Source organism: Bradyrhizobium sp. SK17, from assembly GCF_002831585.1.
Taxonomy (GTDB): Bacteria; Pseudomonadota; Alphaproteobacteria; order Rhizobiales; family Xanthobacteraceae; genus Bradyrhizobium.
Genome location: NZ_CP025113.1, coordinates 6754597 through 6779541, shown reverse-complemented (window position 1 = coordinate 6779541; position 24945 = coordinate 6754597). Strand labels below are relative to the sequence as shown.

Here is a 24945-nt window from a genome sequence, read left to right as displayed (position 1 = left end):
CCGGCCGATTGTCATTCATTCAACACCTGCAAAGAGCTTCCATGAACCAGCATATGCAGCTTGAGCCCATCCCCTTCATCGATATTTCCGCGCAGCGCCGGCGGCTCGGCAAGTCGATCGATGACGCGGTCGCGCGCGTGCTCGACCATTGCCAGTTCATCAATGGTCCCGAGGTCACCGCGCTGGAGAAGGCGCTGGCGGACTATAGCGGCGCCAAGCATGTGGTGAGCTGCGCCAGCGGCACCGACGCGCTGCTGATGGTGCTGATGGCGAAGAATGTCGGCCCGGGCGATGCGGTGCTGTGCCCGACTTTCACCTTCTGCGCGACCGGCGAAGTCGTGACGCTGACCGGCGCGACGCCGGTTTTCGTCGACGTCGACGAGGAGACCTTCAACATCGACGTCAACTCGCTGAAGCGCGGCATCGCGACCGCGCGGGCGCGCGGGCTGAAGCCGGTGGCGGTGATCCCGGTCGACCTGTTCGGCCAGAGCGCCGACCATGACGCGATCGCGGCGGTCGCCGAGGCCGAGGGCCTGTTCGTGCTGGATGATGCCGCGCAGGGTTTCGGCGCAACCTACAAGAACCGCAAGCTCGGCACCTTCGGTCTCGCCACTGGCACCAGCTTCTTCCCCGCCAAGCCGCTCGGCTGCTTCGGCGACGGCGGCGCGATCTTCACCGACGATGCGGAACTCGCGGCCACGCTGCGCAGCATCCGCGTCCACGGCCAGGGCTCGGACAAGTACGACAATGTGCGGCTCGGCCTCACCGCGCGGCTCGACACCATGCAGGCGGCGATCCTGCTCGAGAAGCTGAAGATCTTCGACGACGAGATCGCGGCGCGCAACAAGTTGGCGGAGCGCTATTCGCGCGCGCTCGGCAACCTGGTCGCGGTGCCGCGCCTGGCTCCGGGCTGCACCTCGGTGTGGGCGCAGTACACCATCCGCCTGTCCGAGGGCATCGATCGCGACACCTTCGCGGCAGCCCTGAAGGCGCAGGGCGTTCCGACCATGATCTACTATCCGAAGTCGGTGCATCAGCAGACGGCCTACAGCCACTTCCCGGTTGCCGAGGGCGGCCTGCCGGTCAGCGAGCGCCTGTCAAAGGACGTCATCGCGCTGCCGATGCACCCCTATCTCGACGAGGCGACCCAGGACCGCATCATCGCGGCTGTGCGCAGCGCGCTGTCGGCCTGATCAGTCATTTTGACCTAGGGTGATGATGCGCTAGAAGCAGCCATGCTTGGGCGCATCTTCACCGTTGGCGGCTATACCCTGCTTTCGCGGGTGACCGGATTCGCGCGCGACATCATGCTCGCGGCGATCCTCGGCGCCGGGCCGGTCGCCGATGCCTTCTTCGTGGCGCTGCGGCTGCCCAATCATTTCCGCGCGATCTTTGCCGAAGGCGCCTTCAACGCCGCCTTCGTGCCGGCCTATGCCCATGTCCATGGCGAGCGCGGCGAGGCGTCGGCGCGGCTGTTCGCCGACCGCATTTTCACGCTGCTGTTCGCCTCGCAGGTGATCCTGCTCGTCGTGGCGATGGCGTTCATGCCGCAGGCGATGAGCATCCTCGCGCCGGGCTTCACCGACGACGCCGAACAGCGCAAGCTTGCGATCGAGCTGACGCGGATCACCTTTCCCTATCTGCTGCTGATCACGCTGGTGACGCTCTATGGCGGCATGCTCAACGTGATGCATCGCTTCGCCAGCGCCGCTGCTGCGCCGATCTTCCTCAACCTCGCGATGATGATGACGCTGGCGCTCGCGGCGTTCTTCCCGAGCGCCGGCCATGCCGCGGCCTGGGGCGTGCTGATCTCGGGTTTCCTGCAGTTTGCTCTGCTCGCCGGCGACCTCGCGCGCCATGGCGGCCTGCCGCGGTTCGCGCCCCTCAAGCTCGACGAGGACGTCCGCGCCTTCTTCCGCGCGCTGGGCCCTGCGACGCTGGGCTCGATGGGAACCCAGGTTGCGCTGTTCGCCGACACCATCATCGCGACCTTCCTCCCGGCTGGCGCGCTGTCGGCGCTGTACTACGCCGATCGTCTCAATCAATTGCCGATCGGCGTGATCGGGATCGCGATCGGCACCGTGCTGCTGCCGGAGATGTCGCGACGCCTGACCGCCGACGATCACGCCGGCGCGATGGCCGCGCAGCGCCGTGCCTTCGATTTCACGCTGTTGTTCTCGGTGCCGTTCGTGGCGGCGTTCCTGACAGTCGCAGATCCGATCATGCGCGCGATGTTTGCCCGCGGCGCGTTCTCGAAGGCCGATGCCGCGAGCGCCGGCGCCACGCTTGCCGCCTATGCGGTCGGGCTCATTCCCTTCGTGATGATCCGCAGCGCGGTTGCGACCTTCTACGCGCGCAAGGATACCGCAACGCCAGTGAAGGCGGCGCTGACCGGGGTCGCGGTCAATGTCGCGCTGAAGATCGCGCTGGTCGGCTCGCTCGCGCAGGTCGGCCTCGCGCTCGCGACCGCGGTCGGGGCCTGGGTCAACCTGCTGCTGGTGCTGTTCTTCGCCGGGCGCCGCGGCTATCTCGTGCTCGATCGCGTGCTGATCCGCTCGTTTGCGACCTTCGCGCTGTGCGGTGCGCTGCTCGCGCTCGCGCTCTGGCTGACCTCGCATTTCGCCTATGTGTGGTTCGCGCCGGTGCAGCATTTCCGCAACGAACTGGTCCTGCTGCTGCTGATTGCGGTCGGCGTCTTCGTCTACGCGTTCCTGATCCTCGCGCTGTTCGGCCGCGGCTGGTTGTTCGCACTGCGGCGCGTATAGTTTTACCTTTCAAATCAAGTGCATAGGAGCGGGGTGCGAGACGGCGCCGCGCGCGACCGAAAGCGGTTTGCGCTTCGCGGACAACCACGCCAATATGCGCAAAACACACCAAGGCAATTGGAGAGACGATGGCAGCTCCCATCAAATTCGGCGTCGGACAAAGCGTGCGGCGCAAGGAGGACGACGCTCTGATTCGCGGCAAGGGCCGCTACACCGACGACGTCGCGCCGTCTCCCGCATTGCACGCGTTGATGCTGCGCTCGCCGCATGCGCATGCCACCTACACGATCGATGCCGGCAAGGCCCGCGGCCTGCCCGGCGTGGCGCTGATCCTGACCGCGGCCGATGTCGCCGAACTCGGCGGGCTGCCGTGCCTGTTCAATCTGGAAACCGATCCGTTCACCGCGCCGCCTTATCCGATCCTCGCCAAGGACGAGGTGCGCCATGTCGGCGACGCCATCGCCTTCGTGGTCGCCGATAACCTCGATCATGCCCGCGACGCGATCGAGGCGATCGACGTCAAATGGACGCCGCTGCCGGCGGTGGCAGGTCTCCTCAACGCGGTGAAGAAGGGCGCGCCGCAGGTCTGGCCGGACAAACCCGGCAATGTGCTGTTCGACGTCTCGATCGGCGACAAGGGCGCCGCCGCGGCGGCGTTCGCCAAGGCGCATGCGGTCGCCGAGATCACCATCGTCAATCCGCGCGTCATCACCAACTTCATGGAAACGCGCGCCGCGGTCGCCGAATACGACGCCAAGAAGGACCATCTGACGCTGACGATCGGCAGCCAGGGCAGCCATCGCCTGCGCGAGATCCTCTGCGACATGATCCTGAAGATGCCGAAGGAGAACATGCGGGTGATCTGCCCGGATGTCGGCGGCGGCTTCGGCACCAAGCTGTTTCCGTACCGGGAATACGCGCTGGTCGCAGTCGCCGCGCGCAAGCTCAAGAAGTCGGTCAAGTGGACCGCCGAGCGCTCCGACCACTTCATGGGCGACGCGCAGGGCCGCGACAATCTCACCACCGCGAAGATGGCGCTGGCCGAGGACGGCAAATTCCTCGGCATGGATGTCGACCTGATGGGCGATATGGGCGCCTATCTCTCGACCTTTGCGCCCTATATCCCGCATGGCGGCGCCGGCATGCTGCCGGGCCTCTATGACATCCAGGCCTTCCATTGCCGCGTCCGCACCGTGTTCACCAACACCGTGCCGGTCGATGCCTATCGCGGCGCCGGCCGCCCGGAGGCCGCCTATGTCATCGAGCGGCTGGTCGACGCTGCTGCGCGCAAGCTCGGCATGACGCCGGACGCGATCAGGCGGAAGAACTTCATCCTGCCGAAGTCGCTGCCCTATACGACCGCGACCGGCAAGGTCTACGACTCCGGCGACTTCGTCGCGCACATGAAGCGCGCGATGGAGATCGCCAACTGGAAGGAGTTTTCAAAGCGCGCCAAGGCGGCCAAGAAGGACGGCCTGGTGCGCGGCATCGGCATGGCGAGCTATGTCGAGGTCTGCGGCACCATGGGTGAGGAGACCGCCAAGGTGGCGCTCGATCCCAATGGCGACATCTCGGTCCTGATCGGCACCCAGTCGAGCGGGCAGGGCCACCAGACCGCTTATGCGCAGATCGTCGCCGAGCAATTCGGCGTGCCGCCGGAGCGCGTCCATGTGCTGCAAGGTGACACCGACAAGATCGCGACCGGCCTCGGCACCGGCGGCTCGGCATCGATCCCGTCCGGCGGCGTCAGCGTGCAGCGGGCGACGCATGAACTCGGCAACAAGCTGAAGGAGCTGGCGGCGCAGGCGCTGGAAGCCGGCACCGGCGACCTCGAGATCGCCGACGGCCGGATCCGCATCGCCGGCACCGATCGCTCGGTCAGCTTCGCCGATCTCGCCAAGCGTCCCGGCGGCGACACCGCAAAGATGAATGCCAGCGCGACGTTCGCCAGCGCCGACGGCACCTATCCGAACGGCACCCATCTCGCCGAGGTCGAGATCGATCCCGCCACCGGCATCATCAAGATCGTCAGCTATGTCATCGTCGACGATTTCGGCGTCACGCTTAATCCGCTGATGCTCGCGGGCCAGGTTCATGGCGGCGCGATGCAGGGCATCGGGCAGGCGCTGATGGAGCAGGCGGTCTACAGCCAAACCGACGGCCAGCTCGTCACCGGCACGTTCATGGATTACGCGATGCCGCGTGCCGCCGACGGTCCGTCGTTCGTGTTCGAGACCAACAACGTTCCCTGCACCACCAATCCGATGGGCGTGAAGGGGGCCGGCGAGGCCGGTGCGATCGGCTCGTGCCCGGCGATCGTCAACGCGATCGTCGAGGGGTTGCATCGCGAATACGGGATCGACCACATCGACATGCCGGCCACGCCGGAGCGGGTCTGGATTGCGATCCGCGAGGCGCAGCGCCGCCACACTCTCTGATAAATTGTCGCAGGCGGAATGAAGATTCCGCCTGCGGTGTTTGCAGGTCAGGCCGGCCGCAGACCGCGGACCGGGACAGAGCAGGATTGAGGGGATTGCCGATGAAACGGATTGTCGTCGTTGCTGCGATGCTTGTGTTGAGTGCCGGTGCGGTCGTCGCCGACCAGGATCAGGTCAAGCAGACCCAGGCCCAGATGAAGGAAACCGGCAAGAACGCCGGTGCGCTCGGGGCCATCGTCAAGGGCGAGAAGCCCTATGACCAGGCAACCGTCGACGCCGCGCTGGCGAAGTTCGAGGACACCGCCAAGAAGCTGCCGACGCTGTTCCCGGAAAGCTCCAAGGGGCTGAAGACCGACGGCGACTACTCGGCCGGGCCGAAGATCTGGGAAGACAAGGCCGGCTTCGAGCAGCACATCGCGAGCTATGCCAAGGCCGTCGCTGATGCCAAGGGCAAGATCAAGGATGTCGATACGCTGAAGGCGGAGCTGGGCGTGATCGGCAAGCAGTGCGGCGGCTGCCACGAGACCTATCGCCTCAAGAAGGGCTGATCGCGGTTCGATCAACGAAAGGGCGGGTGCTTCAGGCACCCGCCCCTTTTTGTGTCGGCCGTTTCTTGTTCGCGTGTCTTCGCCTGCGACGACTTCGTCCGCGGCTATTTGGTCACCTGGCCGCGGATCTCGCCGCCCGGGTTGGCCACGGTGTGGACGTTGACATAGTACTTGCCGGCGAGCAGATCGGCGGCCTGCGCGTCGGTGAGCGTTGCGCTGCCTTCGACCGGGCTCGACGTCGCGTTCGGGATCGCGACCGCGACGCCGGAATTCTTGCCGGCCTCCGCAGGGCCGTGGAAGTGCGCAGCAGTGGCCGGACCAGTCAGGCCGGAATAGGTCAGCTTCCAGCTCAGCTTCTTGGAGGCGGCGTCATAGTCGATGTCGGCGGTGCCGGTGCCGGCGCTGGTGTTCGGCGGTACTTCGGTCTTGCCGTCCAGCTTGGCATGCAGCTTCTCGGCAAAGGCCGGGCCGGCGAGGGCGACGACAGCGCCGAGGGTCAGCGCGGCAAGCAAGGTCTTGTTGGGCATGGTTCTCTCCCCTTTGACGTCACACGATGGTTGCAGTGTTCAAACCGCGGCCGTTCCGATTTATTCCCAAAATGAACGTGCATGCGGCAAATTTGATGCGAGCTTGTGCGACCGCTTGCCATCATACTGGTTGATAGACTGACGCGACCAATGACGGATCGGTGAATGTTGCGACGAATTCTCCTCCTGGCCGGCCTGGTCGGCGCCATCGGCCTCGCCGTGTTCTGGTGGCTGACGATCCCCGCGACCGTCGCCGCCAGCGCGCTGCCGGCCTATCAGCCCGACCTTGCCAATGGCCTCACAACGTTCAATGCCGGAGGATGTTCCTCCTGTCATGCCGTGCCGAAGCAGGATGACCGCACCAGACTCGGCGGCGGGCTGGCGATACCGTCGCCGTTCGGCACCTTCTATGCGCCGAACATCTCGCCCGATCCCAACGACGGCATCGGCCGCTGGAGCGAGGCCGACTTCGTCACCGCGGTCATGAAGGGCACGTCGCCGTCGGGCACGCACTATTTCCCGGCGTTTCCCTATCCGTCGTATCAGCACGCCAAGGTCAACGACGTCCGCGACCTGTTCGCCTATCTGAAGACCTTGCCGTCGGTGGCGGGCAAGGTGCGCGACCACGATGTGCCGTTTCCGTTCAACATCCGCCGCAATATCGGCGTCTGGAAATTCCTGTTCATGGACGGCAAGCCGTTCGTCGCGGACGCGAGCCGCTCGGCGCAATGGAATCGAGGTGCCTATCTCGTCAACGGCTTCGGCCATTGCGCCGAGTGTCACAGCCCGCGCAATTTCCTCGGCGGCATCGTCAGCGCGCAGCGCTTTGCCGGCGGCCCGAATCCGGAAGGCGAGGGCTGGGTGCCCAACATCACGCAGAAGGGGCTGTCCGACTGGAGCGCGAAGGATATCGCCTATTTCCTCGAGAGCGGGCAGACGCCGGATGGCGACAGCGCCGGCGGATCGATGGTGCGGGTGATCCGCAACACCTCGCAGCTTCCGTCAGGCGATCGCGACGCGATCGCCGACTACATCAAGTCGCTGCCGCCGGTCGAGGGACCGCCGAAGCCCACGAAGCCCGAGAAGAAGTCCTAGCGGGGATGCTGGTGGGGACATCGGTCCACCCCTCCCTTTGGGAGAGGTGAACGAAAGTTCTCGGGCAGGCAGAGCCTACTTCGCGCCGAACGCCTTGAAGGTGATGATGGTGAGGGTGTCCTGAATGCCCGGGATCACCTGAACCTTCTCGTTGATGAAATGGCCGATGTCGGTGTCGTGGTCGACGTAGAACTTGACCAGCAGATCGTAATTGCCCGCGGTGGAATAGATCTCGGACGCAATCTCGGCTTCCGCCAGCGCGTTGGCGACGGTGTAGGACTGGCCGAGCTTGCATTTGATCTGGACGAAGAAGGGAACCATCAAAGTCGTCTCCGGGGATATCAGCGACTATAGGCCAAAAACCGGCGGCCAAGGCAAGGGGGAGGGGGCCCGAGGCAGGGTCAACTCGCGGTAAAGTCAGGCAAACTTGCTGCCGGCGGGCGGCCGGGCTAGGACAGGCCATGGTGCACTTCGTCATGGTCTCGTTCGTATCAACCGCCGGTGCTGCGCAATGACGCCGGTCGCGCTCACCATTGCCGGCTCGGATTCCTCGGGCGGCGCGGGCATCCAGGCCGACCTCAAGAGCTTTGCCGCGCTCGGGGTCTATGGCGCCTCGGCCATCACGGCGCTCACCGCGCAGAACACCAAGGGTGTCAGCGGCATCCATCCGGTGCCGGCGGCCTTCGTCAGCGCGCAGATCGATGCGGTGTTTTCCGACCTCGCGGTCGGTGCGGTCAAGATCGGCATGGTGGCGCAGGCCGAGACCATTGCCGCGATCGCCGATGGGCTGACGCGCTGGGCGCCGCGCCACATCGTGCTCGATCCGGTGATGGTCGCAACATCGGGCGACCGGCTGCTTGCCGCTGAAGCCGTCGACGCGCTGAAGACCCTGCTGTTTCCGCTGGCGTCGCTGATCACGCCGAACCTGCCGGAAGCGGCTGCGCTGCTCAACGAGCCGGTCGCATCGAACGAAGCCGAGGTCGAACGACAAGGCAAGCAACTGCTGGCGATGGGCTGTCGCGCGGTGCTGGTCAAGGGCGGCCACGGACACGGCTCCGAGAGCATCGACTATCTGATCGACGCCGACCGCAGCATCGCGCTGTCGGCGCCGCGCATCGCCACCGCCAACACGCATGGCACCGGCTGCTCGCTGTCGTCGGCGATCGCGGCGGGGCTTGCCAAGGGTGAGACGATGGAGACCGCGGTGCGTCACGCCAAGGCGTGGATCACCGATGCGATCGCGGCCGCCGATCGCTTTGCCGTTGGACACGGTCACGGGCCGGTGCATCACTTCCACAAATACTATTGAAACTCGGTAGCTGAATCCGGCTACGCATTCATCGACTGCCCTCGTCGTCCCGCTGCGCCATGCGCGCAACACAACGCCCGTTCCACACAGCCGCGACCGCTCATGTCGCCAGATTGTCGCACGTCGCTGTTATCCGCAGTGAAGGGGCGTGCTGCTGATTCTCGTTAACTCTTTGTGGGACCTCAGGTCGCGGGATCGTCATCGCCCTGTCACAGGAATCTGTTAGGTGCACAGGCATGGGAAGTGACTCCTTGAGTGAAGAAAGCCCCGAGCGGCGCTTTCGCACTTTGTTTATCTCCGATGTCCATCTCGGAGCCCGCGGTTCGCAAGCCGACCGCCTGCTGGACTTCCTCCGCTCTCACGACGCCGACACGATCTACCTCGTTGGTGATATCGTCGACGGTTGGGCGCTGAAGTCGAACTGGTACTGGCCGCAGACTCACAACGACTTCGTGCAGAAGATGCTGCGCAAGGCCCGCAAGGGCGCCAAGGTGATCTACGTTCCGGGCAACCACGACGAGTTCCTGCGCAGATATTACGGCACGCATTTCGGCGGCATCGATGTGGTGGAGAACACCATCCATACCGGCGCCGACGGCAAGCGCTACCTCGTGATCCACGGCGACATCTTCGACCTCGTGGTGCAGAACGCGCGCTGGCTCGCCCATCTCGGCGACAAGGCCTACGACTTCGCGATCCAGATGAATCGCTTCGTCAACTTCTTCCGCAAGATGTTCGGCGTGCCCTACTGGTCGCTGTCGCAATGGGCGAAGCTGAAGGTCAAGAAGGCGGTCAACTATATCGGCGCGTTCGAGGCCACGCTTGCCGGCGAAGCGCGTCGTCACGGCTGCGACGGCGTGATCTGCGGCCACATCCACTACGCGACCATTCATGACGAGCACGGCATCCGCTACATGAATTGCGGCGACTGGGTTGAGAGCTGCACCGCGCTCGCCGAGCACGAGGACGGCCATTTCGAAATCATCACCTGGACCGACCCGCTGCGCCGGATCGCGCCAGTTCCGCGAGTGACGGCACGCGCTGCATGACGCATATCCTGGTCGCGACCGATGCGTGGCATCCCCAGGTCAACGGGGTTGTCCGCACGCTGACCATGATGGCGCAGGCGGCGAAATCGCTCGGCGTCGAGGTGAGTTTCCTGACGCCGGACGAGTTCCGCACCTTCGCGATGCCGAGCTACCGCGATCTCCGGCTGGCATTGCCGTATCAGGCCAAGGTCGCCAGCCTGATCAAGGCGGCCAAGCCCGACAGCATCCATATCGCGACCGAAGGCCCGATCGGGCTTTCGGTCCGCCGCTATTGCCGCAAGCACGGCCTGCCGTTCACGACGAGCTTCCACACCCGTTTCCCGGAGTATGTGTCGGCACGGACGCCGGTTCCGGAAGCCTGGGTGTGGCGTGCGTTGCGCTGGTTCCACAAGCCGAGCCGGGCCGTGATGGCGGCGACGCCGGCGCTGGCGGCCGAACTGCGCCAGCGTGGCTTCCGCAACGTGGTGCTGTGGTCGCGCGGCGTCGACACCGCGCTGTTCCATCCGCGTGATGTCGATCTCTGCCTGCCGCAGCCGGTCTATCTGAGCGTCGGCCGGGTCGCGGTGGAGAAAAACCTCGAGGCATTCCTCGATCTCGATTTGCCCGGCACCAAGGTTGTGGTCGGGGACGGCCCGGCGCGGGCTGCGCTGGAGCGGAAATATCCGGAAGCCGTCTTCCTCGGCGCGCGCCATGGAGAAGAATTGGCTGAGATCTATGCGGCGGCCGATGTGTTCGTTTTCCCCAGCCGCACCGATACGTTCGGTCTGGTGTTGCTCGAGGCCTTGGCGAGCGGTCTGCCGGTTGCCGCATTTCCGGTCACCGGCCCCCGCGACGTGATTGGCGCGGCACCGGTCGGCGTGCTCGACGAGGATCTGCATCACGCCTGCCTGGAGGCGCTCAGCATCCCGCGGCAGGCCTGCGTCGATTTCGCCGCGCTGCATACCTGGCAGGCGTCGGCCCGGGTGTTCATCGAGCGCTGCCTGAACGTCCGCCCCGCGGCGCCGGACGGCGAGGGGGAGGTGTTCGAATTCGGTGCCGAGGAGCACCATTTCGCAGGCCTGCCGGCGAGCCAGCCGACCTCGCGCTAAACAATCTCACGTTAAAGCGTCTTGCCGGGCCGCGCTCCGTCGCGATACAAATCGCGGATGACGGACACCGTTTCAAATCCACCCGTCGCTGCCGCGGACATCGATGCCGCCGCAAGGGTGGTCGCGCCGTTCGCGGTGCGCACGCCGCTCCTGACCTTCCCCGTTCTCAACGAACGTGTCGGCAGCCAGGTTTTCCTCAAGCCCGAGATGTTGCAGCGGACCGGATCGTTCAAGTTTCGCGGTGCGTTCAACAAGCTTGCCTCGATCCCGCAGGACAAGCGGAGCGGAGGTGTCGTCGCGTTCTCCTCGGGCAACCATGCCCAGGGTGTCGCCGCGGCGGCCAAGATCCTCAACATGCAGGCGACCATCGTGATGCCCGCGGACTCGCCGCTCACCAAGCGCGAGCGGACCAAGTCGTATGGCGCCGAAGTCGTGCTCTACGATCGCGATCGCGACGACCGCGCGGCGATCGCCAGCGGCATCGCCAGCAAGCGCGGCGCGACGTTGGTGCCTCCCTATGACGATCCCCTGGTGATCGCGGGCCAGGGCACCGCCGGCCGCGAGATCGCCGAGGACATGGCGGCGCTCGGGCTGACCCCCGATATCGTCGTCGCGCCCGCGTCGGGCGGTGGCCTGATCGCCGGTGTCGCCACCGCGGTGAAAGCAAAATATCCACAGGCCCAGGTCATCGTCGCCGAGCCCGCGGGCTATGACGATCACGCGCTGTCGCTCAAGGTCGGGCATCGCGAGGCGCATCCGGTTGCGGCGCGCACCATCTGCGACGCGCTGATGGCGATGATGCCGGGCGAGCTTACTTTTGCGATCAACAGCAAGCTGCTCGCCAACGGCGTCAGCGCGACCGACGAAGAGGTTGGTGCGGCGGTTGCCTTTGCCTATCGCGAGCTGAAACTCGTGGTCGAACCCGGTGGCGCCATCGGCCTTGCCGCGCTGCTGGCCGGGCGGATCGACGCCCGAGGCAAGAACGTCGTCATCGTGCTCTCGGGCGGCAATGTCGACGCGGATTTGTTCGCGAAGCTCGTCGCCTGACGGCTACGATTTGAGATCAAGCGGGGGCAGGGCGGTGCCGTTCTGCCCCTGTTTCGTTGCGCGGCCAGGCGCGAACTCGATCAAGAGAAGAACGCGAGTTTCTCGGCCTGGCTCATGCGGCGGATCGGCGCCAGCGGATCGTTGGCTGCTACGCTCGGCTTCTTCAGCAGGCCGCTCGCAATGATGGTCGCGCCGAGGGAAACCTCTGCCGCGGGCGCCGGGGCAATTTCAACGCTCGCCGGGAGAGGCGGCGGCACGGCCGCTGGAGCCGAGGCAATCGGCGTCACGGCGACTGCCGACGATTCGATCTCGAGCTTCGGCTCGGCCGCCAGCATCGGCTCAGGCGCGGGTTCGGGCTCCGTCGCGGGCGCGACCATGTCGGGCTCGGCCGCCATCGCCTCGGCGACACGCATCTCCTCGGCGGCGCGCATTTCCTCGGCGATCGCCTCTTCGTCGACCGGATCGGGCGCGCCCATCTCCATCGCGATCAGGTCGAGCACCGCTTCGTCCTGCGCGTCGGCGGCGGCATCGTCGGTGACCCGGGCGAGCTCCGCAGCTTCGGCTTCGGCCAGTGCGGCTTCGGCTTTGAGCCAGGCCTCGCTCGGTTGCGGCATCACGGCCGTAGCCGCCTCAGCGCTCGGCGTTGCGGCAGGCATCGCGGCCTCGGCGTTCGGCGCTGCAATGGTCTCCTGGGGCAGCGCTGGCGACGCAGCGGCCATGGCGGCTTCTGGAGCAATGTTATCGGCCGCGGCGGCGCTTTCGGCTGCTGGCGGCGGTGCAGAGGGCGCGGCCGGTTCCGCAACCGGGCCCTCGGCCACTTCAGGCTTGGCCGCAGGCGTGACCGCCTTGTCCGGATCGAACTCGCTGAGCCGGCGGGCCAGCGCCGCGAAGGCGGCATCCAGCACGGCCTTGGCGTCGTCCATCGAAACCTGCGCAGCACCGGACTCGATCGCGCTGGCCTGCGAATCGATGATGTCGCAGATCCGGCCGTCATTGCCGATCTCGCGCAGCCGCCAGGAGATCTCCCGGATCACCCGCACGCCCTTGCGCACCGGCGCGAGGTTCGGCTCGAAGCTGATGCCGTCGAGCGCGGCGATCGCGGACGCCTGGCTGGCCTCGATCGCGCCGCGCAAGGCGGCCAGCGCCTGCGCCAACTGCTCGTCCCTGATCGCGTCCGCGGCGGCCTGCCGCTGGGCGCTGAGGCTCTCTTCGATCCGCGCCACGGCGTCGAGCACCATGCTTGTGTCGGCATTGCGGTTGCGCTTGGCGTATTCGCCGAGGAACCAGCGGCCCCGCGAGGTCTCCATGAAGGCCGCGCTGATCGCGGCATAGTCCTCCTCGCTCGGCAGGGCCGCGCGGGCGGATATCGGAGACAGGGCGAATGCTTCTTCGGCCATCACAATCTCTTCGCGCAAATCACTGCGCGTTACGCTAACGATCACCACGATATCGCGCGAATCGCAATTGAATTGATGTCTTCCGAATCACAAATCCCCATTGCAGCCAGGGTTGCATCGCGGCGATTCGCGCGAAGGCTCGCGGCATTCTACGCCACGCTGTTCGGCATGACCGGGGTGCATCTGCCGTTCTTCACGGTGTGGCTGAAGGCGATCGGGATCGATGCCACCTGGATCGGCATCATCACCGCCGTGCCGCCGGTGACGCGCTTCACCGTGCTGCCGCTGATCACCGCGGCGGCGGAACGGCGCCAGATGCTGCGCGGCGCGATCATCGCCACCGGCTTCGCCACGGCGCTGGGCTTCGTCGTGATCGGCACCCAGCATCAGCCGTTCGTGCTGCTTGCGGTCTACGCGCTGACCTGCTGCGTCTGGACGCCGATGGTGCCGCTCACCGACGCCTATGCGCTGCGCGGCGTCCGGCAATTCGGCCTCAGCTACGGGCCGCTGCGGCTGTGGGGGTCGGCGGCCTTCGCGGTCTGCGCGCTGGTCAGTGGTTTCCTGCTCCGCTACGTCGCGGAGGTCGATTTGATCTGGATCATCACGGCCATGACGCTGCTCGGCGCGCTGGTCGGGCTGACCTTGCGGCCGCTCGGCCGTCCGGCGGCGGCCGCCGCGCCGAAGGCCGGCGCGCCAAGACTGCTGCGCAATCCGACCTTTCTCGCCATTATCGTGGCCTCGTCGCTGATCCAGGGCAGCCACGGCGCCTATTACATCTTCGCCTCGATTGCCTGGCAGCAGGCCGGCTTCAACGGCCTGACCATCGCATGCCTCTGGGTGATCGGCGTGATCGCCGAGATCGTGCTGTTCGCATTGTCGCCGCGCTTCACGCTGCCGTCGGCGGTGCTGGTGATGATCGCAGCGGCCAGCGCCGCGGCGCGCTGGGCGATCACCGCGCAGGACCCGCCGCTCGCGGTGCTCGCCGTGGTCCAGCTCGGACACGGCTTGAGCTTCGGCCTGACCCAGGTCGGCGTCATGGGGTTGATGGTGCAGCACGTGCCGGGGCATGTGATGGCGCGCGCGCAGGGCTATCTCACCGCCTGCGGCGGCATCGTCGCCAGCACCACGGCGATCGTCAGTGGCATGGTCTATGCGCGCTTCGGGCTCGGCGTCTACGACATGATGGCGGCGATGGCGGCCACCGGCGGGCTGGTGGCGTGGCTGGCGCGTGGACGCCTAACCCATCATCATCCCCACAGCGCCGCGTCCGGCGGATAGACCTGGCTGCCCTCGTAGCGCAGGCCATGGTCGCGATCCTTCGCCAGCAGCAGCGGGCCGTCGAGATCGACGAAGCGGGCGGCCTGCGCGATCAGCATCGCCGGCGCCATCGACAGCGAGGTCGCGACCATGCAGCCGATCATGATCTCGAAGCCGAGCGCGCGGGCGGCATCCGCCATCGCCATCGCCTCGGTCAGTCCGCCGGTCTTGTCGAGCTTGATGTTGACCGCGTCGTAGCGGCCGCGCAATCCGGCGAGCGAGGCGCGATCGTGCACGCTCTCGTCAGCGCACACCGCGACCGGCCGCTTGATCCGCGCCAGCGCTTCGTCCTTGCCCGCCGGCAGCGGCTGCTCGATCAAAGTGACGCCGGCATCGGCGCAGGCCTTGAGGTTGGCGGCAAGGTTGTCCTCGGTCCAGGCCTCGTTGGCATCGACGATCAACTCGGAACCCGGCGCCGCCTTGCGCACGGCGGCGATCCGCGCGCCGTCGCCATCGCCGCCGAGCTTGATCTTGAGCAGCGCGCGGTGCGCGGCCTTCGCGGCGGCTTCCGCCATCGCCTCTGATGTCCCGAGCGAGATCGTGTAGGCGGTGGTGCGGGGTTCTGGCGCAGACCGGCCGAGCAGGTTCCATATCCGCCGACCGGCGCGCTTCGCCTCGAGGTCCGCTAGCGCGCAGTCCAGCGCATTGCGGGCGGCCCCGGTGGGCATCCGCCCTTGCAGGGCGATGCGGTCCATACCGCCGGCAAGCGGTTCCTGCATGGCCTGGATCGCCTCCAGGGTCGCCTCCGGCGTTTCGCCATAGCGCGGATAGGGCACGCATTCGCCGCGGCCAATCAGGCCGCCCTGGCCGACCTCCGCCACCACGACGACGGCTTCGGTCTTGGCGCCACGGCTGATCGTGAACGAGCCCGCGATCGGCCAGCGCTCGATCCTCACCGTCAAGGAAACAGTTCCGCGTGAGGTGGAAGTCATTTTAAAGTCTACTATTTCCTGAACCGTAGCTTGCGACGCGCAACCAACTATGGCTGGTTAGTGACAGATTCGACAAGCCGATCCGGCAAGCCGCCGGAGATCTGCATAAGCGGCGGCCAGCCGGCTTGAGGGGTAGGCAAAAGGTGAGCGGCGACCCGACACTGGAGCGGATAGCCCAAGGCGAAGGACTGGCGTTGTGCGCGGCGGGCAACTGGACGGCCCGCTTCGCGCCGGCGCTCGAGCGGATCGTCTCCGATGCCGAGAAGCTGCGCGGCAGCCGCCCGCATATTTTTATCGACGTGTCGCAGGTCGCAAGCCTCGACACCTTCGGCGCCTGGCTGATCGAACGGCTGCGCCGCAGCCTCAGCGACACCGGTGCCGAAGCCGAGATTGCCGGCCTCTCGGCGAATTATTCCAGCCTGGTCGACGAGGTCCGCCGCGTCGATCCCGCGCCCAAGGCCGCGGGTGAACCGCTGCTGATCGTGGGCATGCTCGAGCAGATCGGGCGCACCGTGGCCGGGATCAGCGGCACCATCGTCGGCCTGGTCGATATGCTCGGCGCGGTGCTGGCCGCGGCCGCCTGGGTGCTGATCCATCCGCGCAGCTTCCGCTTCACCTCGACGGTGCATCACCTCGAACAGGTCTGCCTGCGCGCGGTGCCGATCGTGGTGCTGATCACCTTCCTGATCGGCTGCATCATCTCGCAGCAGGGCATCTTCCATTTCCGCAGGTTCGGCGCCGACATCTTCGTCGTCGACATGCTGGGCGTGCTGGTGCTGCGCGAGATCGGCGTGCTACTGGTCGCGATCATGGTCGCGGGCCGCTCGGGCTCGGCCTATACCGCCGAGCTCGGCTCGATGAAGATGCGCGAGGAGATCGACGCGCTGCGCACCATGGGCTTCGATCCGATCGAGGTGCTGATCCTGCCGCGCATGCTGGCGCTGGTGCTGGCGCTGCCGATCCTGGCCTTCCTCGGTGCAATGGCCGCGCTCTATGGCGGCGGCCTGGTGGCCTGGCTCTATGGCGGCGTCGATCCGGAAGCCTTCCTGCTCCGCCTTCGTGATGCCATATCGATCGACCATTTCATCGTCGGCATGGTCAAGGCGCCGGTCATGGCGGCGGTGATCGGCATCGTCGCCTGCGTCGAGGGGCTGGCGGTGCAGGGCTCGGCGGAGTCGCTCGGACAGCACACCACCGCGTCGGTGGTGAAGGGAATCTTCTTCGTGATCGTGATGGACGGCGTGTTCGCGATCTTCTTCGCCTCGATCGGGATGTGATCATGGCGGACGAGGACAACGACGCCATCATCCGGGTCCGCGACATCACCGTGCAGTTCGGCGAGACCCGGGTGCTCGACGGCCTCAACCTCGACGTCAAGCGCGGCGAGATCCTCGGCTTCGTCGGGCCGTCGGGCGCCGGCAAGTCGGTGCTGACGCGCACCATCATCGGCCTGGTGCCGAAGGTTTCCGGCCGCATCGAAGTGTTCGGCGTCGACCTCGATGCCGCCAACTCGGCGCAGCGCCGCGCCGTCGAGCGGCGTTGGGGCATCCTGTTCCAGCAGGGCGCGTTGTTCTCCTCGCTCACGGTGCGCCAGAACATCCAGTTCCCGGCGCGCGAATATCTTCGGGTCTCGCAGCGGCTGCTCGACGAGATCATGGTGGCGAAGCTCGTGATGGTCGGGCTGAAGCCCGAGGTCGCCGATCGCTATCCGTCGGAACTTTCGGGCGGCATGATCAAGCGCGTCGCGCTGGCGCGCGCGCTCGCGCTCGACCCTGAGCTCGTGTTCCTCGACGAGCCGACCTCGGGCCTCGACCCGATCGGCGCCGGCGATTTCGACGAGCTGGTGCGCACATTGCAGCGCACTTTGGGGCTGACCGTTTTCATGGTAACCCACGATCTCGACAGCCTCTACACCGCGTGCGACCGGATCGCCGTTTTAGGGAACGGTAAGATCATTGCTGCAGGATCGATCGCCGACATGAAGGCATCGCAGCATCCGTGGTTGCAGCAATATTTCAACGGCAAGCGCGCCCGTGCCGTTGTGGCTTAGCCATGATCCCGAGACGAGACCACCGGTTTGACGAGATCATGCGGCAATGGGGAATTCGACGGGCTCGCGCGCAGGTCGGCTGCGTGGGGTCCAAGGGTATGAACGCGAGTAATTGATGGAAACGCGGGCGAACTACGTCTTGATCGGAGCCTTCACCCTGGCGGTCATCGCCGCGGCGTTCGGCTTCGTGCTGTGGTTCCAGAGCCTGCACACCACCAAGCAGCGCAGCCCGTTGCGGGTGATCTTCGAGGGGCCGGCGTCGGGCCTGCGCAACGGCGGTAACGTCAATTTCAACGGTATCCGAATAGGGGAAGTCGTCTCGGTCAAGCTCGACAACCCGCGCCGCGTGGTCGCGCTGGCGATGATCGAGAACAGCGCGCCGCTCCGCAAGGACACCCTGGTCGGTCTCGAATTCCAGGGCCTCACCGGCGTCGCCGCGATCTCGCTGAAAGGCGGCGAGGAGGCCGCCCCGCCGGTGCCGCTGGACGAGGACGGCATCCCGGTCCTGACCGCCGATCCCAATGCTTTGCAGGACGTCACCGAGGCGATCCGTGCCACCCTGCAAAACGTCAACCGCATCGTCGCCGACAATCAGCAGTCGGTGAAGAACTCGCTGAAGAACCTCGAGGTCTTCACCGAGGCGCTGGCGCGCAATTCCGAGAAGATCGACAACGTCATGGTCAAGGTCGACGGCGTGATGGCCAAGGCCGACAATCTGATGCTCGGCCTCAATGCGATCGCCGGCGGCAACAATGGCAGCGAGCTGAACCAGATGGTGAAGTCGATCCGCGAGCTCGCCGACAATGTCGACAAGCGGACCAATCTCCTGATCAACGACGGCCGCCGCACGCTCGCCGACATCAGCCGCGCCGTGAACAATTTCGACCGCAACCCGAGCCGGGTGATCTTCGGCGGCAGCAACAACGCCGCCCCCGAACCCGCGCCGGCACCCGCGGCGCCAGGGCCGCGGCGGCGGCAGTAGCAACTAGGTTTCGCTGCCAGATGCACGCGCGTAGCCCGGATGAGCGTAGCGATATCCGGGGGCAGTCGTTCCGCGGCAAGCGGCGTCCCGGATGTCGCTGCGCTCATCCGGGCTACGAAGCCGGGGCGCTTCGATCCTCGCAATGACGGTGGTGAGGTCATCGCGCTATCGCTGATGCGTCGTCCGCGAATTCAATCCCGGGCCCAAAACAAAACGGAGGCCGTCAGGCCTCCGTTTTTTATTCGTAGTTCGCTATTCGCCCGCTTACCCCAGCCGTCCCGCGGCATGCGCGAGCAGGGTATAGACCAGCCCGGTCTCCGAGGTCAGGTGGCCAGCGATCTCCTGCTGGCCGCGGCCGTCGCGGGCGACTTCGTCGAGCAGGCGCTCGAACTCCGCGATGTAACGGTCGACCGTCTGCTTGAAGCCGCGATCGGCGCGGTACTTGCGGGCCACCTCGTCGAAGGCCTTCTGGCCGGCGGGCGTGTAGAGCCGCTTGCTGAACGCCTTGTTCTCGCCGCGCTGGTAGCGATCCCACATCTCGGCCGCGAGTGTGCGGTCCATCAGTCGGCCGATGTCGAGCGACAGCGACTCCAGCGGGTTGACGGCCTGCTGCTGCGGCTGACGCGGGCGCTGCGTGTCGCGGCTCGGCGGGGCAGGCGGCGCCGCGTCGCTGCGGTTGAGCAGGTCGGACAACCAGCCGTCCTGGCCATTGTCGGAGCTCGCCGGGCTGACCGACGGAGCTTCGGTGCGGCGCGAGGCCGGCATGCCGAGGTTCTGCATGCCCAGATCCGGGGGCGGCAGCGTCGCGGCGCTGTTGCCATTGTCGCGGGCGCGCACGTCGTCCCGCAGCCGCGCATCGTCCCGCATCCGCACGTCGCCACGGCCGCCGGCGGCAGCCATCAGCGGCTCCTCGTGGCGGACGCTGGCGCGGTTGGTCGAGACCACGTCGAGCCCGCGGCCGTGATGGGCGACGATGCGGTTCAGTTCGGCCAGCGCCTCGATCTGGTCGACGATCACCTTGCGCATCTGCGCGGTGTTCTCGGCGGCTTCCTGCGGCATCTCGAGCACGCCACGGCGCAGCTCGTTGCGGGTGGCCTCGAGCTCGCTGTGCATCTCGCTCGCCATCTGCTTCATCGCCGTGACCATCGCGGAGAACTTCTCCGTCGATTCCTTGAACATTGCATCGGTCTCGGCGTTGCTCTGCTGGTAGAGCTCGTTCATCGCATCGACGGTCTGCTGACGCTCGTTCTCGGCTGCCTGGCGCACCGCCTCGAACTGCCTGCTGATCGCAGCCGAGCCGGCGCCGGCGGTTTCCGCCACGACGCGGGCGATGTCGCGGGCGCGCTCCTCGGCCGCGGCCAGCGATTCATCGAGCAAGCCGGTGAAGCGTGACAGCCGCTGGTCGAGATCGGTGGTGCGCAGGTCGATGGTGGTGACCAGCGCTTCGAGCTCAGACTTGCGGTCGTTGACGGAGACCGTCGTCGAGCGGTTGGCCTGCTCGACCACGGCTGCCGCATCGAGCAGCGCCTTGCCATGGGTTTCGAACTGGCTCGACAGCGCGCCGAGATCCTCCAGCGCCTTGCCGGTCTTGCTGTTGAACACCGTGAGCTGGTCTTCCAGCGTCTGGGTCGCCACGCCGTTGCGCGAGGTGACGTCGTTCATGGCGGACACGAAGTCGGCCACGCGGGTCACCAGCGCGCGCTCCAGCGAGTTGAGGTTGTCGTGGGCGCCGGTCAACACCTCCTGCAGCAGGATGTTGCCTTCGCGCAGCCGCTCGAACAGCGCCACCGTATCGGTACGCAGGATCTTGCTGGTCTCCTGCATCTCGGTGACGGCCGAGATCGAGACCTGGCGCGACTGGTCAATCGCCGCGCGCGAGGCGTGCTCGAGCTCCTTGAGCGACTTCGCCACCGCACCGGTTGCCTGATCGCCGGCCGAAGTGATGTTGCGCGCGACATCGCTGCCATGCGCCGACATCGACTGCGAGAAGGCGAGGCCGCGGGTTTCGATCGCCTTCAGCGCATCCGCGGTGGCGCGATCCATGTCGGTCGCAAGCTGCGTGGTCTTGGCGGTCAGCGCCTCGACCAGCGAGCCACGGCGGCCGTCGACCATCTGCGACAGGCGCTCGGTCTGCTGCTGCACATAGGTGACGATCTCGTCGGTCTTGCCGGTCATCGCCGAGCCGAACGCGCTGGAGGCGGACAGCACCGAGCGCTCGATGTCGGCGGAGGTCGTCTTGACCTTGGTCGAGACCTCGTTGGACATCGTGATCAGGGCCGCCTGCGCGTTCTGTGCCGAGGTCTGGATGTTGTCGGTGGTCTTGGCGGTCACCGCGCCCAGCGCGCGCTCGACGTCGGTCGACAGCGTGCGGATCTGAGCGGCGGCATCGGCGGAGGTCGCCGCGAACGAGCTCTGGGCCTCGCGGGCGCTGCCCAGGATGGTTTGCGCCGTCTCCGCGCTGGCCGCGGTCAGCGAGCGCTCGATCTCGGCAGAGATCGCGCGCATCTGGCTCGCCGCTTCGCTCGACGTTGCCACGAACGAGTTCTGTGCGTCGCGGGCGCTGCCCGCGATCGTTTGCGCGGTATTGGTGCCGACCGACGTCAACGTGCGCTCGACATCGACCGCCAGCGACTTGACGTGGTTGGCCGCCTCCGTCGACGCGGTGACGAGGGCGTTCTGCGCCTCGCGGGCGCCGGCCGTCAGCAACTCGACGGTGCCGGAACCGGCCATCGTCAGCGCGCGCTGGATGTCGGCGGCAAGTGCCGACACCTTGCTGGCAGCGTCAGTCGACGCATTGACCAGCGTGCTCTGGGCATCACGAGCACCAGCGGTGATCGATTCCGCAGTGGCGGAACCGGCCATCGACAGCGAGCGCTCCATGTCGGCCGCCAGCGTGCGAACCAGGTCGGTGGCCTCGGTGGATGCGCCGACCAGGGTGCTCTGGGCCTCGCGTGCGGAGGCGATGATGGATTCTGCGGTCGCGGAGCCTGCGGTCGATAGCGAGTGCTGGATGTCGGCCGCGAGCGTCCGGACCAGGTTGATGGTTTCGGTGGATGCGCCGGCCAGCGTGCTCTGGGCCTCGCGTGCGGAGGCGACGACGGCTTCCGCAGTGGCGGAGCCGGCCATCGACAGCGAGCGCTCGATGTCGGCCGACAACGTCCGGACCAGATTGGTCGCGTCGGTCGACGCGCCGGCCAGCGTGCTCTGGGCCTCGCGGGCCGAGGCGACGATGGATTCCGCGGTCGCGGTGCCGGCGGTCGAGAGCGAGTGCTGCATGTCGGCCGCGAGCGAGCGAATCAGATTGGTGGCTTCGGTCGATGCGCCGGCCAGCGTGGTCTGGGCCTCGCGGGCGGAGGCGACGACGGCTTCCGCGGTGGCGGAGCCGGCCATCGAGAGCGAACGCTCGACATCGCTGGCAAGCGACTTGACCTGGCCGGTGACGTCGCTCGACGTCGAGATCAGCGTGGTCTGAGCTTCGCGGGCGCCGGCCATGATCGCCTCGGCGGCGGCGGAGCCTGCCATCGACAGCGACTGCTCGACGTCGGCGGCCAGCGACTTGACTTGGCCGGCGGCCTCGGCGGAGGCGCTGACCAGCGTGGTCTGCGCGTCGCGGGCACCCGACAGAACGGAGGCGGCGGTGGCGCTGCCGGCCGCTTGCAGGGTACGCTCGACATCCTCCGACAGCGACTTGATCTGGGAGGCGACGTCGCCGGAGGCCGAGACCAGCGACACCTGGGCGTCGCGGGCGCTGGTGAGGATCGAGTTGGCCGCATTGGTGCCGACTGCGGTCAGCACGCTCTCGACCTCGGCCGAGCTCTGCTTGAGCTGGTTGCCGACATCGGCGGACACGGTGAGCAATGCCTGCTGCGCGGTGCGCGCGCCGGTCTGGATCGTCTCGCTGGTGTTGACCACGAGGTTGGTCAGCGAGCGTTCGGCGTCCTCGACATGGGACTTGATGCTCGACGACAGCAGCTCGGCGCGGGACATGAGGTCCTCGCTGGCCTGACGGCCGCTGCTCTCGATGCGGCCGGCGACTGCCTCGACGCGCGAGCCGAGCAGGTCCTCGAACTGCGCGACGCGGGTGTCGATGTCGCTTGCGATTGCGCCGACATGGCTCTCGATGCCCTGCTGGATGTTGGCGAAGCGCGCCGAGATGGTGTCGGTCAGGTTCGCGCTGTGACCCGTGATGGTGTCGACGAGGCGGGTGTTGTGACCGTTGATGGTGTCGGCGAGACGGGTGCTGTGGCCGTTGATGGTGTCGACCAGGCGGATGCTGTGGCCGTCGATGGTCTCGGTGACGCCGTTGATGCGGTGGTCGACCGCGGCGATCGCCTGCACGGTGCCCTCGGTCAGGGTCGTGGTGAGCAGGCCAAGCCGCGAGTCGATCGAGTGGATCGCCTGGGTGGCGCCTTCGGTGAGCTGGGTCGCGAGCGTGCCGAGATGGCCGTCGATGGTGTCGGTGACCGACTTGGCGCGACTCTCGAAGGTGACCTCGAGCGTCTTCATGCGGCCGTCGATCGCCTCATCCAGCGACTGCAGGCGGCCGTCGAACGAGCCGATCTTGGTGGCTAGCGAAGAGTCGAACGACGACAGCTTGTCGGTCAACGAGGCGTCGAGATGGGTGACGCGGCTGCCGAGCGTGGTCTCGAACTGCAGCAGGCGCTGGTCGAGCGAAGCGGTGATCGCGCCGCTGTTGGTGCTGACGCGATGGTCGAAGGTGTCGACATAGGTCTTCAGGCTGTCGGCGATATCCTGGGTGCGCTGGCCCATGCGTTCGACGATGTCGCCGCCGAAGGTCTTCACCGTGCGGTCGAATTCCGAGATGTGGCGGGTGATCAGCGCGCCGAGCGTGCCGGAGTCGCGGGCGAATTTCTCGGCTAGCTCGCTGCCGTGGTTCTTCACCAAGTCGTCGAACGCGCTCATCTGCAGCGACAGCGAGTCGTGCGCGGTCTCGGTCTGGCCCACCACCTTGGCGACCAGCGAATTGACGGTGACGTCGAGGGCTTCGCTCGCCTTGTCGCCGGAGGTCATGATCTGGCCGGCGAGGCGGTTGCCGGCGTCGTCGATCTTGCCGACCAGGTCGTTGCTGCGCAGCTCGAGCTCGAGCAGCAGCGAATCGGCGGAATTCTTCAGGGAGTCGTGCACGTCCGCGGTTCGGTCCGAGATGCCGTCGACGATCGCGGACGAGCGCTGCTCGAACTCGCCGGTGATGCGGTCGATGCGCTCGTTCAGCATCTCATGGACGCGATCGGCAAGATCGACGAATTCGTCATGGACGTGGCCGGTCTTGAAGTTGAGGCTGGTGGTCAGCCGCTCGGAGGCGTCGAGCACCGCGCGGGTGGTCTCGGCGCTGGCTTCTTCGAGGCGGTCGAGCAGGTCGCCGCCGCGCTCGCCGAGCGCCAGGATCATGTTGTCGCCGGCATGGCTCAGCGCGGTCGTGATGTGCTGGCCGCGCTCTTCCAGCGCGCCGGTGATGCTCTTGGCGACCTCGTCGACGCGCGAGGCGATCGCGTCCGAAATCAGTGCGATGTCGTGGCGCAGGTCGATCTGCACGCCGGAGATCGCACTGCGCACCTGCTCGGCCTGGCCGACCAGATTGTCGCGCTGGTGGGCGATGTCCTGCAGCAGCGCGCGGATGCGCACTTCGTTGTCCGAATAGGCGCGTTCCAGCGCCGCCACCTCGTTGGCGACAAGGGTCTCGAGTTCGCCGGCGCGCGCGATCGCGCGCTCGACGCCGTCTCCCATCGCCGCGACCTCGCGGCGGATCGCCTGGCCGACCGTCACCATCGAATCGGAGGCGGCATGCTCCGGCTCCGAGAAACGCATCGCGACCTGCGCCATCGATTGCGCGATCTTGTTCATGTTCTGACCATAGGCGGCCAGGGTCGAGACGAAGAAGAACAGCAGCACCGGGGCGATGAACAGCGCGGCAAGGCCGGCAAGCACCAGCACGCCGGTGCCCTGCGCCATCGCGGACTGCAGCGACGGCCAGAACGCGACGGTGAGGATGGCGCAGCCGAGCAGCCAGACGCCGGAGCAGATCGCGAACAGGGTGTAGGTGTTGAGGGAGGGGCGGCCCCTCTGCACCTCCTGCAGCATCTGGCCGATGCTGGCGCGATCGTCATTGGCCGCTCGGCGCTGGTTGCGCGGTTCCTCAATCGGCTCGAAGACCGCGCGATCGGCATTCGCGCGGGGCTCGAACGACGTGGCTGAAAAATCCGGTGTGGCCGGCGGCAGGCTCGGCGGCGCGGCGCCGTCGTTGAGGGGGCTGCGATTCTCCGCGCCCTGTTCGCTGATGTTGAGGGCTTCCTGGATGGCAGAAAGCGCGACTTCGGTGGGATCTTTGACCTTCTTGGGAGTGTTCGCCATGTTCAGTCCAAGCCCTCTCACTATTTACGCGT

General features: G+C 66.6%; 18 protein-coding genes. 13 read left to right on the top strand and 5 right to left on the bottom strand.

Going from position 1 to position 24945, the window contains the following annotated elements:
• The first annotated feature begins 41 nt into the window (after positions 1-41).
• From CWS35_RS31490 to CWS35_RS31475, 4 genes are all read left to right on the top strand, one after another.
• Positions 42-1193 carry a DegT/DnrJ/EryC1/StrS aminotransferase family protein gene (locus CWS35_RS31490; RefSeq protein WP_024585053.1) on the top strand — a complete coding sequence of 384 codons (1152 nt, stop codon included), beginning with the start codon at positions 42-44 and terminating at the stop codon, positions 1191-1193.
• A gap of 42 nt (positions 1194-1235) precedes the next feature.
• Positions 1236-2765, top strand: coding sequence for a murein biosynthesis integral membrane protein MurJ (murJ, locus tag CWS35_RS31485; protein WP_100955303.1), 1530 nt, complete (start codon positions 1236-1238; stop codon positions 2763-2765).
• A gap of 128 nt (positions 2766-2893) precedes the next feature.
• The gene (locus tag CWS35_RS31480; RefSeq protein ID WP_100955302.1) at positions 2894-5203 is read left to right on the top strand and encodes a xanthine dehydrogenase family protein molybdopterin-binding subunit; all 2310 of its coding nucleotides are present in this window, start codon (positions 2894-2896) and stop codon (positions 5201-5203) included.
• 101 nt (positions 5204-5304) lie between these two features.
• Positions 5305-5751, top strand: a complete 447-nt coding sequence (locus CWS35_RS31475; protein WP_024585050.1) for a cytochrome c — start codon at positions 5305-5307, stop codon at positions 5749-5751.
• A 104-nt stretch (positions 5752-5855) separates the two neighbouring features.
• Here CWS35_RS31475 and CWS35_RS31470 read toward each other — a convergent pair whose 3' ends face one another.
• Entirely contained in the window at positions 5856-6278 is a 423-nt protein-coding gene (locus tag CWS35_RS31470; RefSeq protein ID WP_100955301.1) for a CHRD domain-containing protein, read from the bottom strand.
• Positions 6279-6443: 165 nt separating this feature from the next.
• Here CWS35_RS31470 and CWS35_RS31465 point away from each other — a divergent pair, with 165 nt between their 5' ends.
• Positions 6444-7373 carry a cytochrome c gene (locus CWS35_RS31465; RefSeq protein ID WP_024585048.1) on the top strand — a complete coding sequence of 310 codons (930 nt, stop codon included), beginning with the start codon at positions 6444-6446 and terminating at the stop codon, positions 7371-7373.
• 75 nt (positions 7374-7448) lie between these two features.
• On the opposite strand, the gene CWS35_RS31460 is transcribed toward CWS35_RS31465, so the two are convergent.
• Positions 7449-7694 (bottom strand): Lrp/AsnC ligand binding domain-containing protein, encoded by a 246-nt coding sequence (locus CWS35_RS31460; protein ID WP_016845986.1) that lies wholly within the window; start codon positions 7692-7694, stop codon positions 7449-7451.
• Positions 7695-7884: 190 nt separating this feature from the next.
• On the opposite strand from CWS35_RS31460, the gene thiD reads away from it, so the two are divergent.
• The 4 genes from thiD (at position 7885) to CWS35_RS31440 (ending at position 11866) form a co-directional block, all read left to right on the top strand.
• Positions 7885-8682, top strand: a complete 798-nt coding sequence (gene thiD, locus CWS35_RS31455) for a bifunctional hydroxymethylpyrimidine kinase/phosphomethylpyrimidine kinase (RefSeq protein ID WP_100955300.1) — start codon at positions 7885-7887, stop codon at positions 8680-8682.
• A 236-nt stretch (positions 8683-8918) separates the two neighbouring features.
• Positions 8919-9731: a UDP-2,3-diacylglucosamine diphosphatase gene (locus CWS35_RS31450; protein ID WP_100955299.1), complete on the top strand. Its 813-nt coding sequence runs from the start codon at positions 8919-8921 to the stop codon at positions 9729-9731.
• On the top strand, positions 9728-10819 hold the full coding sequence (locus tag CWS35_RS31445; protein ID WP_024585045.1) for a glycosyltransferase family 1 protein: 1092 nt from the start codon (positions 9728-9730) through the stop codon (positions 10817-10819). Before CWS35_RS31450 ends, CWS35_RS31445 begins: the two co-directional genes overlap by 4 nt.
• 57 nt (positions 10820-10876) lie before the next feature.
• The gene (locus tag CWS35_RS31440; protein ID WP_024585044.1) at positions 10877-11866 is read left to right on the top strand and encodes a threonine/serine dehydratase; all 990 of its coding nucleotides are present in this window, start codon (positions 10877-10879) and stop codon (positions 11864-11866) included.
• An 80-nt stretch (positions 11867-11946) separates the two neighbouring features.
• Here the strand turns inward: CWS35_RS31440 and CWS35_RS31435 are convergent, their stop codons facing one another.
• On the bottom strand, positions 11947-13263 hold the full coding sequence (locus CWS35_RS31435) for a hypothetical protein (RefSeq protein WP_100955298.1): 1317 nt from the start codon (positions 13261-13263) through the stop codon (positions 11947-11949).
• A gap of 75 nt (positions 13264-13338) precedes the next feature.
• Here CWS35_RS31435 and CWS35_RS31430 point away from each other — a divergent pair, with 75 nt between their 5' ends.
• A complete protein-coding gene (locus CWS35_RS31430) occupies positions 13339-14541 on the top strand; it encodes an MFS transporter (RefSeq protein WP_100955297.1) in 1203 nt (400 codons plus the stop codon).
• On the opposite strand, the gene dgcA is transcribed toward CWS35_RS31430, so the two are convergent.
• Positions 14511-15512: an N-acetyl-D-Glu racemase DgcA gene (dgcA, locus tag CWS35_RS31425; protein ID WP_100955296.1), complete on the bottom strand. Its 1002-nt coding sequence runs from the start codon at positions 15510-15512 to the stop codon at positions 14511-14513. The two genes, CWS35_RS31430 and dgcA, sit on opposite strands and share 31 nt — an antisense overlap.
• Positions 15513-15655: 143 nt before the next feature.
• Between dgcA and CWS35_RS31420 the strand changes: the two genes are divergently transcribed.
• From CWS35_RS31420 to CWS35_RS31410, 3 genes are all read left to right on the top strand, one after another.
• Positions 15656-16789, top strand: coding sequence for an ABC transporter permease (locus CWS35_RS31420; protein WP_024585040.1), 1134 nt, complete (start codon positions 15656-15658; stop codon positions 16787-16789).
• Positions 16790-16791: 2 nt separating this feature from the next.
• Positions 16792-17562: an ABC transporter ATP-binding protein gene (locus CWS35_RS31415; protein ID WP_100955295.1), complete on the top strand. Its 771-nt coding sequence runs from the start codon at positions 16792-16794 to the stop codon at positions 17560-17562.
• 115 nt (positions 17563-17677) lie between these two features.
• Positions 17678-18544: an MlaD family protein gene (locus tag CWS35_RS31410; RefSeq protein WP_100955294.1), complete on the top strand. Its 867-nt coding sequence runs from the start codon at positions 17678-17680 to the stop codon at positions 18542-18544.
• 264 nt (positions 18545-18808) lie between these two features.
• On the opposite strand, the gene CWS35_RS31405 is transcribed toward CWS35_RS31410, so the two are convergent.
• Positions 18809-24913: a negative regulator of septation ring formation gene (locus tag CWS35_RS31405; protein WP_100955293.1), complete on the bottom strand. Its 6105-nt coding sequence runs from the start codon at positions 24911-24913 to the stop codon at positions 18809-18811.
• Positions 24914-24945: the final 32 nt, after the last annotated feature.

Excerpts from the sequence above, each read along its gene's own strand:
- CWS35_RS31430 (WP_100955297.1), top strand. The coding sequence starts at position 13,339 with ATGTCTTCCGAATCACAAATCCCCATTGCAGCCAGGGTTGCATCGCGG.
- CWS35_RS31440 (WP_024585044.1), top strand. The coding sequence starts at position 10,877 with ATGACGGACACCGTTTCAAATCCACCCGTCGCTGCCGCGGACATCGAT.
- CWS35_RS31460 (WP_016845986.1), bottom strand. The coding sequence starts at position 7,694 with ATGGTTCCCTTCTTCGTCCAGATCAAATGCAAGCTCGGCCAGTCCTAC.
- CWS35_RS31470 (WP_100955301.1), bottom strand. The coding sequence starts at position 6,278 with ATGCCCAACAAGACCTTGCTTGCCGCGCTGACCCTCGGCGCTGTCGTC.
- CWS35_RS31435 (WP_100955298.1), bottom strand. The coding sequence starts at position 13,263 with ATGGCCGAAGAAGCATTCGCCCTGTCTCCGATATCCGCCCGCGCGGCC.
- CWS35_RS31450 (WP_100955299.1), top strand. The coding sequence starts at position 8,919 with ATGGGAAGTGACTCCTTGAGTGAAGAAAGCCCCGAGCGGCGCTTTCGC.
- CWS35_RS31405 (WP_100955293.1), bottom strand. The coding sequence starts at position 24,913 with ATGGCGAACACTCCCAAGAAGGTCAAAGATCCCACCGAAGTCGCGCTT.
- CWS35_RS31410 (WP_100955294.1), top strand. The coding sequence starts at position 17,678 with ATGGAAACGCGGGCGAACTACGTCTTGATCGGAGCCTTCACCCTGGCG.
- CWS35_RS31490 (WP_024585053.1), top strand. The coding sequence starts at position 42 with ATGAACCAGCATATGCAGCTTGAGCCCATCCCCTTCATCGATATTTCC.
- murJ (WP_100955303.1), top strand. The coding sequence starts at position 1,236 with ATGCTTGGGCGCATCTTCACCGTTGGCGGCTATACCCTGCTTTCGCGG.
- CWS35_RS31465 (WP_024585048.1), top strand. The coding sequence starts at position 6,444 with ATGTTGCGACGAATTCTCCTCCTGGCCGGCCTGGTCGGCGCCATCGGC.
- CWS35_RS31475 (WP_024585050.1), top strand. The coding sequence starts at position 5,305 with ATGAAACGGATTGTCGTCGTTGCTGCGATGCTTGTGTTGAGTGCCGGT.
- CWS35_RS31415 (WP_100955295.1), top strand. The coding sequence starts at position 16,792 with ATGGCGGACGAGGACAACGACGCCATCATCCGGGTCCGCGACATCACC.
- dgcA (WP_100955296.1), bottom strand. The coding sequence starts at position 15,512 with ATGACTTCCACCTCACGCGGAACTGTTTCCTTGACGGTGAGGATCGAG.
- CWS35_RS31480 (WP_100955302.1), top strand. The coding sequence starts at position 2,894 with ATGGCAGCTCCCATCAAATTCGGCGTCGGACAAAGCGTGCGGCGCAAG.
- thiD (WP_100955300.1), top strand. The coding sequence starts at position 7,885 with ATGACGCCGGTCGCGCTCACCATTGCCGGCTCGGATTCCTCGGGCGGC.
- CWS35_RS31445 (WP_024585045.1), top strand. The coding sequence starts at position 9,728 with ATGACGCATATCCTGGTCGCGACCGATGCGTGGCATCCCCAGGTCAAC.